A 14,026-nucleotide genomic window follows, 5' to 3' on the forward strand; every position below is an offset into this window, starting at 1 on the left:
TAGAACAAATATTGTCATAAAAAATAAGAATGCTAATAGAAAGATTCTTGTTTTATTTCAAAATTTTTTAGTTAACTTTGTATGTCCAATCGCTAGCCTAATTAACTTTAGCATTTCAATAGTTTTCTTTTAATCTTGTCCGTTTTATACGTTTATAGTGTTTTTATATACTTTATGATGTTGCTGATATTTTCAGAATTATATTCCGTCTCTGATAAAAGATAGTATCCACTTTTCGAAAAATCAATGTGACCGAGTAAACTTTTTAAGTATGGAGAAATTAAAACCAAAACGCCATCTTTTTCTAATAATTCCTCTGGAGATTCAAATCCATGAGTAACTTCTACGTTAAAAGAACTCAAATGATTCTCTTTCAATGAAATTTCTATACTTTTTTTTAATCTCGCTGACCTTTTCTTGAAGAAGAATCCTTCTCTATCTAAACCTGTGGCAAATCCCCTAAACCCTATTGCTAATTTTGGATAAATATATATTGTTTTCATTATGATCACTCCTTCTGAAAAGATTTATACCCCTTTAATACTAGTGCTATTAGTTATTGCGCTTTAGATTAATTTAATTTAATATACAAATGGTAACTAAACAACCAGTAACTTACAAGTGAAATTCTAAAAATTATTATTTGGATTCTTTATCCTAAAATCGTGTGGAGAAGTTTTTTAGATAGCAAGTTTACGTATAAAATACAAGGAGGGGGAATTTTATGGATTTTATCAGGAAATAAACCGCTTGGACATAATTTATTCCTTTCTGCTATTCCGGATTGTCTCTGATTCTATCTGTCCCTTATAGTAAGGGAAGAGCGGTACGGAAGAAAACAGTAGAAGTCCTTGAAAAAAGTAGTTCAGAAATTTTCTAGTAGGAGCGTGTAAAATGAATTTAAAAGAAAAGTTGATATTAATAAAAGAAAATGGATACCAAGCACCCCCCGATACATTCCAGTTGACACTAGAAATGATAAATAACATCGGTTCGTTGGATGCCCAACTACGTGATGAACTAATTTATACAACCTTATCACATTGGATTCCTAATAATTCTCTAACAGCAAACGAACTAGAACAACTTCTACCGATTGTTTTGGATAAAAACCATTTGCTTTTTAAGCTTGGTGAAACAAATTCAGACTCTGTCTTCACTCGATCTTTCTCCATGCTAGTCATACCGCTCCTCTTCACGAGGCATAGAGAATCACCATTTCTCTCAAGAGAGCAAATTCATCAGATAAAAGAAAAAGTATTTTACAATGTACAAGAAGAACGAGATTACCGTGGGTATGACGAAGAAAAAGGCTGGGCTCATGCTATAGCCCATGCAGCAGATGCTTTAGAAGATTTGGCTCAATGTTCCGAACTGGATAAAAATGACCTCTTAACTATCCTTGATTTGGTTTATGAAAAGATGACCATAACAGATCGAATTTACTCCGATGGGGAAGATGAGAGAATGGTAAAATCCATAATTAGTGTTTTAAATAGAAAAATACTTAGTCAGACTTATGTAGAGCATTGGATTCAAAGTTTTGGTGATGTGGAGAAAAATTCAGAATTTCTCCCTGCCTTTAAACAAAAAAATAATATAAAGAACTTTTTGAAAAGTTTATACTTTCGAGTTAAATTTTACAAAGTGGATGCCGTTCTCTGCTCTACTATCGAGCATACATTATATAAAGTAGAAAAAGTATACTATTCCTAATTTTTAAAAATGAGGCTAAAAATGTGGTAACAGGCAAACAAGAGCTCTCAGTAGTCATTTTTACTTCACTCTTTTCACAGAAAATTTGATGTGCGGGGATTCAGATGGATCACCGTTCTACATGGCGTCAAAGGAACGTTGAGGGTTAAAATTATCTTTGAAACAAACGTATGCAAACCTACAATAATTACGAGGTGCGGATAACTCACTCTCGTCCCCCAAAAAATAAGCACCTCCAATAGATGTTAGGATACATTACCCTAAATTCAATTGAAGATGCTTTTTTGTTTTGTCTAATCCGAAGGGGTCAGTTCAAAAATAAACATGGTCTTTTCTGTTTTGGTTCCCTTAATCACTGATCGCAGCTTGTGTAAAAACTTCTGTAAAATGAACCTGTCTGTATGTAAAATTTCTATAAAATGGTTTCGATTCTTACCGTTTTCTATCGTAACCCCAAAAACAAAAAGCTCACAAATCCTCTATTATCAAGGTTTGTGAGCTTTCTAAATTTATTAATCGTGACGTATATGTACGTGATGATACCGGTGGTCGGGGTCGAACCGACACTCCAAAGGAACACGATTTTGAGTCGTGCGCGTCTGCCAATTCCGCCACACCGGCATAATGGAGATAAAAAAAATCGGATAAACCGATTAGCAGTTAAAATATGGAGGCGGCAACCGGATTTGAACCGGTGATAAAGGTGTTGCAGACCTGTGCCTTACCACTTGGCTATGCCGCCATCATACTTGGAGCGGAAGACGAGGTTCGAACTCGCGACCCCCACCTTGGCAAGGTGGTGTTCTACCACTGAACTACTTCCGCAAAAAAATGGCTGGGGTACTAGGATTCGAACCTAGGCATGACGGAATCAAAATCCGTTGCCTTACCGCTTGGCTATACCCCAACTATGGGGCGACTGATGGGAATCGAACCCACGAATGCCGGAACCACAATCCGGTGCGTTAACCACTTCGCCACAATCGCCATGATATTATAGTTATTATTATAAAATTTACTTTATACTTGAATGGGGCGACTGATGGGAATCGAACCCACGAATGCCGGAACCACAATCCGGTGCGTTAACCACTTCGCCACAATCGCCATAAAATAAATTGGCAGGGGCAGTAGGAATCGAACCCACACCAAAGGTTTTGGAGACCTCTATTCTACCGTTGAACTATGCCCCTATTTTCAAAATAAAAAAAAGAAAACTGGTGGAGGGGGACGGATTCGAACCGCCGAACCCTAAGGAGCGGATTTACAGTCCGCCGCGTTTAGCCACTTCGCTACCCCTCCGGGAATACATGGTGCCGGCGATAGGAGTCGAACCCACGACCTACTGATTACAAGTCAGTTGCTCTACCAACTGAGCTACACCGGCAAAAAAATGATGGGTCAGGACGGAATCGAACCGCCGACACTTAGAGCTTCAATCTAATGCTCTACCAACTGAGCTACTGACCCATATACTATAAAAATGGCGGTCCCGACCGGGATCGAACCGGCGATCTCCTGCGTGACAGGCAGGCATGTTAACCGCTACACCACGGGACCATTTGGTTGCGGGGGCTGGATTTGAACCAACGACCTTCGGGTTATGAGCCCGACGAGCTACCACTGCTCCACCCCGCGATAATGATATATGTTGTTTTTAAAAATGGTGGAGGATGACGGGCTCGAACCGCCGACCCTCTGCTTGTAAGGCAGATGCTCTCCCAGCTGAGCTAATCCTCCATCTGGGTATAAAAATGAATGGTGACCCCTACGGGATTCGAACCCGTGTTACCGCCGTGAAAGGGCGGTGTCTTAACCACTTGACCAAGGGGCCTTCGTTTGGAATAATTAAAGTGCTGGCGGAGAGTAAGGGATTTGAACCCTTGAGACAGTGTTAACCGCCTACACGATTTCCAATCGTGCTCCTTCGGCCACTCGGACAACTCTCCAAGAATGGCTCCGAAGGCAGGACTCGAACCTGCGACAACCTGATTAACAGTCAGGTGCTACTACCAACTGAGCTACTTCGGAATAATTTTAATATACAGCCTAGCGACGTCCTACTCTCACAGGGGGAAGCCCCCAACTACCATCGGCGCTAAAGAGCTTAACTTCCGTGTTCGGTATGGGAACGGGTGTGACCTCTTTGCCATCATCACTAGACTTATTTAAAAGACAAGATTTATTATAACATATGTAGTTATAAAACGCAAGTTTTTTTAAAAAACTTTCTTGTTCTTTCAAAACTGGATAAACGCTTCATTGAATGCTTCAAACTTTTTTGGTTAAGTCCTCGATCGATTAGTATTCGTCAGCTCCATGTGTCACCACACTTCCACCTCGAACCTATCTACCTCATCGTCTTTGAGGGATCTTACTTACTTGCGTAATGGGAAATCTCATCTTGAGGGGGGCTTCATGCTTAGATGCTTTCAGCACTTATCCCGTCCACACATAGCTACCCAGCGATGCCTTTGGCAAGACAACTGGTACACCAGCGGTGTGTCCATCCCGGTCCTCTCGTACTAAGGACAGCTCCTCTCAAATTTCCTACGCCCACGACGGATAGGGACCGAACTGTCTCACGACGTTCTGAACCCAGCTCGCGTACCGCTTTAATGGGCGAACAGCCCAACCCTTGGGACCGACTACAGCCCCAGGATGCGATGAGCCGACATCGAGGTGCCAAACCTCCCCGTCGATGTGGACTCTTGGGGGAGATAAGCCTGTTATCCCCGGGGTAGCTTTTATCCGTTGAGCGATGGCCCTTCCATGCGGAACCACCGGATCACTAAGCCCGTCTTTCGACCCTGCTCGACTTGTAGGTCTCGCAGTCAAGCTCCCTTGTGCCTTTACACTCTACGAATGATTTCCAACCATTCTGAGGGAACCTTTGGGCGCCTCCGTTACCTTTTAGGAGGCGACCGCCCCAGTCAAACTGTCCGCCTGACACTGTCTCCTGCCCCGCTAAGGGGCATGGGTTAGAATTTCAATACAACCAGGGTAGTATCCCACCGACGCCTCCTTCGAAGCTGGCGCTCCGAGATCTCTGGCTCCTACCTATCCTGTACAAGTTGTACCAAAATTCAATATCAGGCTACAGTAAAGCTCCACGGGGTCTTTCCGTCCTGTCGCGGGTAACCTGCATCTTCACAGGTACTATAATTTCACCGAGTCTCTCGTTGAGACAGTGCCCAGATCGTTACGCCTTTCGTGCGGGTCGGAACTTACCCGACAAGGAATTTCGCTACCTTAGGACCGTTATAGTTACGGCCGCCGTTTACTGGGGCTTCAATTCGCAGCTTCGCTTGCGCTAACCACTCCTCTTAACCTTCCAGCACCGGGCAGGCGTCAGCCCCTATACGTCACCTTACGGTTTTGCAGAGACCTGTGTTTTTGCTAAACAGTCGCCTGGGCCTATTCACTGCGGCTCTCATGCGCTTGCACGCTCAAGAGCACCCCTTCTCCCGAAGTTACGGGGTCATTTTGCCGAGTTCCTTAACGAGAGTTCTCTCGCACACCTTAGGATTCTCTCCTCGACTACCTGTGTCGGTTTGCGGTACGGGCACCTCTCACCTCGATAGAGGCTTTTCTTGGCAGTGTGAAATCAGGAACTTCGTCCATACGGACTCGCCATCACAGCTCAACGTTACAGTGTGCGGATTTGCCTACACACACGCCTTACTGCTTGGACGCGCATAACCAACAGCGCGCTTACCCTATCCTACTGCGTCCCCCCATTTCTCAAACGGTGAGGAGGTGGTACAGGAATATCAACCTGTTGTCCATCGCCTACGCCTATCGGCCTCGGCTTAGGTCCCGACTAACCCTGAGCGGACGAGCCTTCCTCAGGAAACCTTAGTCATACGGTGGACGGGATTCTCACCCGTCTTTCGCTACTCATACCGGCATTCTCACTTCTAAGCGCTCCACCAGTCCTTCCGGTCTGACTTCAACGCACTTAGAACGCTCTCCTACCACTGACATCGTAGATGTCAATCCACAGCTTCGGTGAATCGTTTAGCCCCGATACATTTTCGGCGCAGCGTCACTCGACCAGTGAGCTATTACGCACTCTTTAAATGATGGCTGCTTCTAAGCCAACATCCTGGTTGTCTGTGCAACGCCACATCCTTTTCCACTTAACGATTACTTTGGGACCTTAGCTGGTGGTCTGGGCTGTTTCCCTTTTGACTACGGATCTTATCACTCGCAGTCTGACTCCCGTGTATAAATATCTGGCATTCGGAGTTTGTCTGAATTCGGTAAACCGGGATGGCCCCCTAGTCCAAACAGTGCTCTACCTCCAGTATTCTCATCACGAGGCTAGCCCTAAAGCTATTTCGGAGAGAACCAGCTATCTCCAAGTTCGATTGGAATTTCTCCGCTACCCACACCTCATCCCCGCACTTTTCAACGTGCGTGGGTTCGGGCCTCCAGTAAGTGTTACCTTACCTTCACCCTGGACATGGGTAGATCACCTGGTTTCGGGTCTACGACCACGTACTATTTCGCCCTATTCAGACTCGCTTTCGCTGCGGCTCCGCCTTCTAAAGCTTAACCTCGCACGTAATCGTAACTCGCCGGTTCATTCTACAAAAGGCACGCTATCACCCATTAACGGGCTCTAACTACTTGTAGGCACACGGTTTCAGGATCTCTTTCACTCCCCTTCCGGGGTGCTTTTCACCTTTCCCTCACGGTACTGGTTCACTATCGGTCACTAGGTAGTATTTAGCCTTGGGAGATGGTCCTCCCGGATTCCGACGGAATTTCACGTGTTCCGCCGTACTCAGGATCCACTCAGGAGAGAACGAACTTTCGACTACAGGGCTTTTACCTGCTCTGGCGGACCTTTCCAAGTCGCTTCATCTAACTCGCTCTTTTGTAACTCCGTATTGAGTGTCCTACAACCCCAAGAGGCAAGCCTCTTGGTTTGGGCTCTTCCCGTTTCGCTCGCCGCTACTCAGGGAATCGATTTTTCTTTCTCTTCCTCCAGGTACTTAGATGTTTCAGTTCCCTGGGTCTGCCTTCAAGACGCTATGTATTCACGTCAAGATACTACGCGATTAAACGTAGTGGGTTCCCCCATTCGGAAATCTCCGGATCAAAGCTCACTTACAGCTCCCCGAAGCATATCGGTGTTAGTGCCGTCCTTCTTCGGCTCCTAGTGCCAAGGCATTCGCCGTGCGCCCTTAATAACTTAACCTATCAGCTTTCAATACACATCACATTTCGTTGTCAGCTTCACTCGTTCATTCAGTCACGTACTGAAGTACGCTCCTTCATTTACTCGATTGCTTCCTAGAACTGCTCGTGTCTTGAAACCTTTTAATGTTATTAAGCCTATAAAAAAACTTAAAAAAATAAATGTGTTTGTTACTATTTCAATGTCGTTTTATCCAGTTTTCAAAGAACAAGTTTTGAAGTATTTCATTCAGAAAGAATGAACCTTCAAAACTGAACGCAAAACGTAATCTTACAAACCCTAGGTTTGTATTCCGAAAAAAATCCTTAGAAAGGAGGTGATCCAGCCGCACCTTCCGATACGGCTACCTTGTTACGACTTCACCCCAATCATCTATCCCACCTTCGGCGGCTGGCTCCAAAAGGTTACCTCACCGACTTCGGGTGTTACAAACTCTCGTGGTGTGACGGGCGGTGTGTACAAGGCCCGGGAACGTATTCACCGCGGCATGCTGATCCGCGATTACTAGCGATTCCGGCTTCATGTAGGCGAGTTGCAGCCTACAATCCGAACTGAGAACGACTTTATCGGATTAGCTCCCTCTCGCGAGTTGGCAACCGTTTGTATCGTCCATTGTAGCACGTGTGTAGCCCAGGTCATAAGGGGCATGATGATTTGACGTCATCCCCACCTTCCTCCGGTTTGTCACCGGCAGTCACCTTAGAGTGCCCAACTAAATGATGGCAACTAAGATCAAGGGTTGCGCTCGTTGCGGGACTTAACCCAACATCTCACGACACGAGCTGACGACAACCATGCACCACCTGTCACCGTTGCCCCCGAAGGGGAAACCATATCTCTACAGTGGTCAACGGGATGTCAAGACCTGGTAAGGTTCTTCGCGTTGCTTCGAATTAAACCACATGCTCCACCGCTTGTGCGGGCCCCCGTCAATTCCTTTGAGTTTCAGTCTTGCGACCGTACTCCCCAGGCGGAGTGCTTAATGCGTTAGCTGCAGCACTAAGGGGCGGAAACCCCCTAACACTTAGCACTCATCGTTTACGGCGTGGACTACCAGGGTATCTAATCCTGTTTGCTCCCCACGCTTTCGCGCCTCAGTGTCAGTTACAGACCAGATAGTCGCCTTCGCCACTGGTGTTCCTCCAAATCTCTACGCATTTCACCGCTACACTTGGAATTCCACTATCCTCTTCTGCACTCAAGTCTCCCAGTTTCCAATGACCCTCCACGGTTGAGCCGTGGGCTTTCACATCAGACTTAAGAAACCACCTGCGCGCGCTTTACGCCCAATAATTCCGGACAACGCTTGCCACCTACGTATTACCGCGGCTGCTGGCACGTAGTTAGCCGTGGCTTTCTAATAAGGTACCGTCAAGGTACAGCCAGTTACTACTGTACTTGTTCTTCCCTTACAACAGAGTTTTACGAACCGAAATCCTTCTTCACTCACGCGGCGTTGCTCCATCAGGCTTTCGCCCATTGTGGAAGATTCCCTACTGCTGCCTCCCGTAGGAGTCTGGGCCGTGTCTCAGTCCCAGTGTGGCCGATCACCCTCTCAGGTCGGCTACGCATCGTCGCCTTGGTGAGCCGTTACCTCACCAACTAGCTAATGCGCCGCGGGCCCATCCTATAGCGACAGCCGAAACCGTCTTTCAGTGTTTCACCATGAGGTGAAACAGATTATTCGGTATTAGCCCCGGTTTCCCGGAGTTATCCCAAACTATAAGGTAGGTTGCCCACGTGTTACTCACCCGTCCGCCGCTAACGTCAAAGGAGCAAGCTCCTTCTCTGTTCGCTCGACTTGCATGTATTAGGCACGCCGCCAGCGTTCGTCCTGAGCCAGGATCAAACTCTCCATAAAAGAAATTTGATTAGCTCAAATTGTTTTGCTGGCATCAATTTTGATGTCCAAAATTTTGTTTCGTTCACTAGCTAGGCTAGCTATTAAAAACTTTATTGATTACGTTTTGCTTGTTCAGTTTTCAAGGTTCATTTCGAAGTCGTTTTTCAGCGACTTCTTTATATTAACATCTCGTTCAAAACATGTCAACCACTTTTTTGAAAAAGTTTTTTATGTTTTTCATCGAGTTATTCGTTATGTCTTAGCGACAATTAATATAATACAATACCAATATGTTATTCGTCAACTACTTTTCTAAAAAAATATCGAGGTATTTTTTAGATACCTCGATTACAAGCATACTACAGTCATTGACCGATTTCTAGAGCATCTTTATTGACCTTATAATGGCGGTGAAAGATCATCTCGTTTTTCGCAGTAACTGGCTCTATATGAATATACCCCTTATCCACTAAGTATTCGACAAACACTTCTAAATCAACTGAGTAATTCATGAGTTCATGATGGTCATGTAGCTCTTGAATAGACCAGGTTTCCTTTGTTTGCATCACTTCTAATATATGTTGTGCTCCATCTCGTGTACGAGAATGTATTAAAAACTCACTTGCTAAAAATAAAAGTTCTAGGCGCTTTTCTATTGGCTCATTACTTGTCACTAGCTCTTCGTATAGCTTATAAATGGCTGGTTCAATTTTTTTCACTTGTCCCCATACAGTTACTTCAGGGTATAAACCACTATCAATAATCGATAAACGACCCAAATGGTGTAAAGAATCGACTACATGATTATATGCATCCAAATAACTGCCCTTATCAAAGTATTCTTTCCCCTCCAAATAACGACGGATTAACTTTGAGAATTGAATGCCCGTTTTAATCTTACGACCACTATACGGAAATTCCTGTAATTCTATTTTTAATTTATGCAGAAATTCATTTCGATCAAATAGTACTCTGCCAAAGAAAATCCAATCGACTACTTTCTTATTAGAACCGATTAGGAGCCATTTTCGTATTAATTTTTCCGTAACCGTATGTAGAGCGACTTTATTTCCTTCATATAAGTAATGTTTTGAAAAGACTGGCTGCTCTGCTTCTTTTACAATAATTAATAAAACAGTATCAAATGTATCTGTAACGTTACTTTGCTCCTCACGCTTTTCTACTAAAATAACGCCTAATGTATTTGACTGACTCGCACGTTCTTGGTATATAGGACGCAATACTTGCTCCATGTTCAGCCCCCCTTTATTCATATAGCTTCTCTTGTTCCGTTAAAAATTCGACATACTCTAAAAGTATTCCTTCTTTGATTTACCTCAAAGCTAAAATACTTTGCCCTTATATGTTATAGTAGATTTTAGATTGGGAGGCAAGATAAATGAAACCTTATAAAAGTAAAATTAATAAAATTCGTTCATTCGCTTTAGCACTAATCTTTATTGGTTTTATTGTAATGTACGGAGGTATATTCTTTAAAAATAGCCCAATATTAGTTTTAATTTTCATGACATTAGGTGTTTTATGTATTATTGGTAGTACAGTTGTCTATGCCTGGATAGGTTTATTATCAACACGGGCAATTCAAGTTGAGTGTCCAAATTGCCATAAGCATACAAAAGTTTTAGGTAGAGTTGATATGTGTATGTATTGTAATGAGCCATTAACGCTTGATCCTACTCTTGAAGGCAAAGAGTTCGACCAATCCTATAATCATAAAACGAAAAAATCCTAGCCCGTAAAAGAGCTAGGATTTTTATTGTACTTTAGCAGTAACACCTTTACATGATGGACATGTGCCGTATATCTCTAAACGATGCGAATGCACATCAAAGTCAGTTACCTGTGATGCAAAATGCTCTATTTCATCGAGACCAGGATAATGGAAATCGACGATCTTGCCACAGCATTCACAAATCATATGGTAATGATCATTTGTCACGAAATCAAAGCGACTTGAAGCATCTCCATAAGTAAGCTCTTTCACAAGACCAACCTCACGAAATACTCGCAGGTTATTATAGACCGTCGCTACACTCATATTAGGAAATTTCCCTTCAAGTGCTTTATAAATTTCATCGGCAGTAGGATGTGCCATAGATTGAATTAGATATTCCAAAATAGCATGACGCTGAGGAGTAATACGTACACCAGTTGTTTTTAACGTGTCCAGTGCATCCTGTAAATGCGTTGTAGACATCGTCATGCACCTCTTCCATAAGTATTATTAATTTATAATTGTTATAAATAGTGTATCCAATTAGCGCTACTTCGTCAACAATCACACATACTAATCCTCTAATTTCATCGTTTTTTTCTTAATATCCTCTCGATAGCTCCATGACATTTTCTAAATCTCTGTCACCTTTTAGCCATTTTGTTAAGCTTGGCTTGAAAATTTCTAAGCTTCGTTCCACATAACGAGATGAATGGCTTGAGACATGTGGTGATACTATAACATTTGGCAATGCCCATAGTGGATTGTTTGATGACAGAGGTTCTTCTTCGAATACATCCAAAACGGCATATCCAATTTCCCCAGCCTCAATCGCCTGTATGAGTACCTTTTCATCAACCAAATTCCCTCTGCCAAAATTCATGAAAATCGCACTGCTCTTCATAGCAATAAAATGTTCTTCATTTAATAAATGCGTTGTTTCTTGTGTTTTTGGCAGGACAGAAATGACAATATCCGCACTCGGCAAAGTTTCTTTTAATTGCCCAAAGCTAATCATCTTATCCATGTTTGACGCTTCATTTCCAGAACGATTGCAGCCAATAGTCTTGACACCAAAAGCTTGTAATAAGCGACCCACTTCCGAGCCAATAGCGCCTGGACCTAAAATAAGCGCTGTACTATCTCGCAATTCAGTTTGTTTGGCTTTTTTGGACCATTCACTTTTCTTTTGTTGCTCATACATCCAAGGTAAAGCGCGTTTAATGGCTAAGATATGGGCTAGCATTGATTCTGCCATAGGTGTTTTATGAATACCTCTTACATTAGAAACTAAAATACCCCGTTCCATAATAGCTTGGGTAGGCATTTTTTCAATACCTGCTGATGCAACAAAAATCCATTTTAAATTCGTCGCCTGTTGAATGCTCTCTGTTGTTAAATCCTCCCCATATGTAACTAATACATCCGCTTTTTGAAGCTCTTCATTTGTTATTCCGCTTTCAAATATAAAATCGACTTGTGGGAACTCTGCTAATAATGGTTCACGTAAATCTGGTCTTGGTTCAAAAGTAAAATAGATTCTCATGTTGTCGCCTCCTGTTCTGCTAAATAGGCATAAACTTCTTCAATATGATTTTTCACACGTACTTTACGCCAAGCTTTCATTAACTTACCCTCCGAATCAATTAAAAATGTTGAACGCTCAATACCCATAAATTCACGTCCATACATTTTCTTTAAGACCCATACACCGTATGCCTCCGCTACAGCATGATCTTCATCTACTAATAAAGAAAAAGGCAAGCCATGCTTATCAATAAATTTTGTATGTTTGTTTGCATCATCTGGACTAACGCCCAGAACAACAGCGTTTAAATGACTAAAGTCCTCAAACTTATCTCGAAAATCACATGCTTCCGTTGTGCAACCCGGTGTCATATCTTTTGGGTAAAAGTATAAAATAACATTCTGTCCTTTAAAATCCGTTAGCTGTACCCTCTCTCCCTTTTCATTTATAAGAGAAAAATCGGGCACCTTCTGTCCTTCTTGCAAAGTCATAACTATCTCCTCCCTTGTACGTTCTATTTTACTCCAAGTAACAAATCAAGTCATATTCCTTAATTTCTTTGGATTTCTTACACTGATAGGTCTACAATAGATTACGTATAAAAAGTTAGGAGGCAATACTATGAATCACGCAAAATCTGAAGCAGTACACGCAGAGGCGTTACAACATATCGTTGGTGGTGTAAATAGCCCTTCTCGTTCATATAAAGCAGTAGGCGGTGGTTCTCCTGTGGCAATGGTTCGAGGAAAAGGGGCTTATTTTTGGGATGTAGATGGCAATCGTTATATTGATTATCTTGCAGCATATGGTCCTATCGTAACAGGCCATGGACACCCTCACATTGCTAAGGCCATTACACATGCCGCTGAAAACGGCACATTGTTTGGAACGCCGACTGAATACGAGGTTACTTTTGCAAAAATGCTAAAAGAAGCCATTCCGTCTATGGATAAAGTACGCTTTAACAACTCTGGTACAGAAGCTGTTATGACAACTATTCGTGTTGCACGTGCCTATACAGGACGTACAAAAATAATGAAATTTGCCGGATGCTACCATGGTCACTTCGATTTAGTATTAGTAGCTGCTGGTTCAGGTCCTGCTACATTAGGAACACCAGACTCAGCAGGTGTAACGACTTCTACAGCTGAAGAAGTTATTACGGTACCTTTCAATAACCCTGAAGCTTTTACAGAAGCAATGAATAAATGGGGCGATGAAATTGCAGCTATTTTAATTGAACCAATCGTAGGAAACTTCGGTATTGTTGAACCGAATCCTGGCTTCCTTGAATTAGTACACGCTACAGCCGAAGAAAAAGGAGCCTTAACAATTTACGATGAAGTTATCACGGCTTTCCGCTTCCACTACGGTGGTGCCCAAAACTTACTTGGTCTAACACCTGATCTAACAGCACTTGGTAAAGTTATTGGTGGCGGTTTACCAATTGGTGCATATGGTGGTCGTAAAGAAATTATGGATACAGTCGCACCACTAGGCCCAGCTTACCAAGCCGGAACGATGGCCGGAAATCCAGCATCTATGCAAGCAGGTATTGCATGCTTAGAAGTCCTGCAAACACCAGGCATTTACGATGAAATGGATCGGTTAGGTGGGATTTTAGAAGAAGGAATTTTAGCTGCAGCTAAAGAGCATGGAGTGACAATCACGTTAAATCGTCTTAAAGGCGCGCTGACAATTTACTTTACAGATGTGAAAGTAGAAAACTATGAGCAAGCCGAAAACTCTAACGGTGAAATTTTTGGCCGCTTCTTTAAACTAATGCTTGAGCAAGGCGTTAATCTAGCTCCTTCTAAATATGAAGCATGGTTCTTAACTACAGAACATACAGAAGCAGATATTCTTGAAACGATTAAAGCTGTGAATTACGCATTTTCACAATTATAATAATGAACATACGAAGGCGACTTTCTATCATAAGTCGCCTTTTTCTTATTCCTGCATACAAATCTATGTATTTTATGAGCACTTCCT

The 14,026-nt window shown here is 42.9% G+C and carries 8 protein-coding genes, 16 tRNA genes and 3 rRNA genes; 3 read left to right on the forward strand and 24 right to left on the reverse strand.

All coding sequences use genetic code 11. The features are described 5' to 3' along the window. Positions 1-152: 152 nt before the first annotated feature. Complete coding sequence (locus tag MKY88_RS20245) at positions 153-503, reverse strand: hypothetical protein (protein WP_340814561.1); 351 nt, start codon at positions 501-503, stop codon at positions 153-155. Positions 504-894: 391 nt separating this feature from the next. Between MKY88_RS20245 and MKY88_RS20250 the strand changes: the two genes are divergently transcribed. Beyond that, positions 895-1,716, forward strand: a complete 822-nt coding sequence (locus tag MKY88_RS20250; RefSeq protein ID WP_328201415.1) for a DUF2785 domain-containing protein — start codon at positions 895-897, stop codon at positions 1,714-1,716. Between the two features lie 540 nt (positions 1,717-2,256). On the opposite strand, the gene MKY88_RS20255 is transcribed toward MKY88_RS20250, so the two are convergent. The 20 genes from MKY88_RS20255 to MKY88_RS20350 form a co-directional block, all read right to left on the reverse strand. After that, a tRNA-Leu gene (locus MKY88_RS20255) sits at positions 2,257-2,337 on the reverse strand. Positions 2,338-2,384: 47 nt separating this feature from the next. Continuing rightward, positions 2,385-2,458 (reverse strand) — tRNA-Cys (locus tag MKY88_RS20260). A gap of 8 nt (positions 2,459-2,466) precedes the next feature. Further along, a tRNA-Gly gene (locus MKY88_RS20265) sits at positions 2,467-2,541 on the reverse strand. A 7-nt stretch (positions 2,542-2,548) separates the two neighbouring features. Then, positions 2,549-2,623, reverse strand: a tRNA-Gln gene (locus tag MKY88_RS20270). A gap of 4 nt (positions 2,624-2,627) precedes the next feature. Continuing rightward, positions 2,628-2,703, reverse strand: a tRNA-His gene (locus MKY88_RS20275). A gap of 44 nt (positions 2,704-2,747) precedes the next feature. Then, a tRNA-His gene (locus MKY88_RS20280) sits at positions 2,748-2,823 on the reverse strand. Positions 2,824-2,835: 12 nt separating this feature from the next. Further along, a tRNA-Trp gene (locus MKY88_RS20285) sits at positions 2,836-2,909 on the reverse strand. Between the two features lie 25 nt (positions 2,910-2,934). Continuing rightward, positions 2,935-3,018: transfer RNA gene (locus tag MKY88_RS20290), tRNA-Tyr, on the reverse strand. A gap of 9 nt (positions 3,019-3,027) precedes the next feature. After that, positions 3,028-3,103, reverse strand: a tRNA-Thr gene (locus tag MKY88_RS20295). 10 nt (positions 3,104-3,113) lie between these two features. Beyond that, a tRNA-Phe gene (locus MKY88_RS20300) sits at positions 3,114-3,186 on the reverse strand. Positions 3,187-3,200: 14 nt separating this feature from the next. Next, a tRNA-Asp gene (locus MKY88_RS20305) sits at positions 3,201-3,276 on the reverse strand. Positions 3,277-3,279: 3 nt separating this feature from the next. Further along, positions 3,280-3,354, reverse strand: a tRNA-Met gene (locus tag MKY88_RS20310). A gap of 26 nt (positions 3,355-3,380) precedes the next feature. Next, positions 3,381-3,456 (reverse strand) — tRNA-Val (locus tag MKY88_RS20315). Positions 3,457-3,475: 19 nt separating this feature from the next. Beyond that, positions 3,476-3,550 (reverse strand) — tRNA-Glu (locus MKY88_RS20320). Between the two features lie 23 nt (positions 3,551-3,573). After that, positions 3,574-3,665 (reverse strand) — tRNA-Ser (locus MKY88_RS20325). 5 nt (positions 3,666-3,670) lie between these two features. Then, positions 3,671-3,747, reverse strand: a tRNA-Asn gene (locus tag MKY88_RS20330). Positions 3,748-3,763: 16 nt separating this feature from the next. Then, a 5S ribosomal RNA gene (rrf, locus tag MKY88_RS20335) occupies positions 3,764-3,879 on the reverse strand. A 118-nt stretch (positions 3,880-3,997) separates the two neighbouring features. Beyond that, a 23S ribosomal RNA gene (locus tag MKY88_RS20340) occupies positions 3,998-6,925 on the reverse strand. Positions 6,926-7,234: 309 nt separating this feature from the next. Continuing rightward, a 16S ribosomal RNA gene (locus MKY88_RS20345) occupies positions 7,235-8,786 on the reverse strand. The 16S, 23S and 5S rRNA genes sit together here with 16 tRNA genes alongside, the layout of an rRNA operon. A gap of 347 nt (positions 8,787-9,133) precedes the next feature. Beyond that, complete coding sequence (locus MKY88_RS20350; RefSeq protein ID WP_025115858.1) at positions 9,134-10,021, reverse strand: nucleotidyltransferase-like protein; 888 nt, start codon at positions 10,019-10,021, stop codon at positions 9,134-9,136. 146 nt (positions 10,022-10,167) lie between these two features. On the opposite strand from MKY88_RS20350, the gene MKY88_RS20355 reads away from it, so the two are divergent. Then, positions 10,168-10,521 (forward strand): YgzB family protein, encoded by a 354-nt coding sequence (locus tag MKY88_RS20355; RefSeq protein WP_008173457.1) that lies wholly within the window; start codon positions 10,168-10,170, stop codon positions 10,519-10,521. Between the two features lie 21 nt (positions 10,522-10,542). Here MKY88_RS20355 and perR read toward each other — a convergent pair whose 3' ends face one another. From perR to bcp, 3 genes are all read right to left on the reverse strand, one after another. After that, positions 10,543-10,986 (reverse strand): peroxide-responsive transcriptional repressor PerR, encoded by a 444-nt coding sequence (gene perR, locus MKY88_RS20360; RefSeq protein ID WP_031416903.1) that lies wholly within the window; start codon positions 10,984-10,986, stop codon positions 10,543-10,545. A gap of 118 nt (positions 10,987-11,104) precedes the next feature. Beyond that, positions 11,105-12,049, reverse strand: a complete 945-nt coding sequence (locus MKY88_RS20365) for a D-2-hydroxyacid dehydrogenase (RefSeq protein ID WP_340814562.1) — start codon at positions 12,047-12,049, stop codon at positions 11,105-11,107. Next, positions 12,046-12,522: a thioredoxin-dependent thiol peroxidase gene (bcp, locus tag MKY88_RS20370; protein ID WP_036149673.1), complete on the reverse strand. Its 477-nt coding sequence runs from the start codon at positions 12,520-12,522 to the stop codon at positions 12,046-12,048. The genes MKY88_RS20365 and bcp overlap by 4 nt, the downstream gene beginning before the upstream one ends. Before the next feature lie 130 nt (positions 12,523-12,652). Between bcp and MKY88_RS20375 the strand changes: the two genes are divergently transcribed. Further along, positions 12,653-13,939, forward strand: a complete 1,287-nt coding sequence (locus tag MKY88_RS20375) for a glutamate-1-semialdehyde 2,1-aminomutase (protein WP_069482654.1) — start codon at positions 12,653-12,655, stop codon at positions 13,937-13,939. Positions 13,940-14,026 lie beyond the last annotated feature (87 nt).

The sequence above is a fragment of the Lysinibacillus sp. FSL R7-0073 genome (genome assembly GCF_038009065.1).
Lineage (GTDB): Bacteria > Bacillota > Bacilli > Bacillales_A > Planococcaceae > Lysinibacillus > Lysinibacillus fusiformis.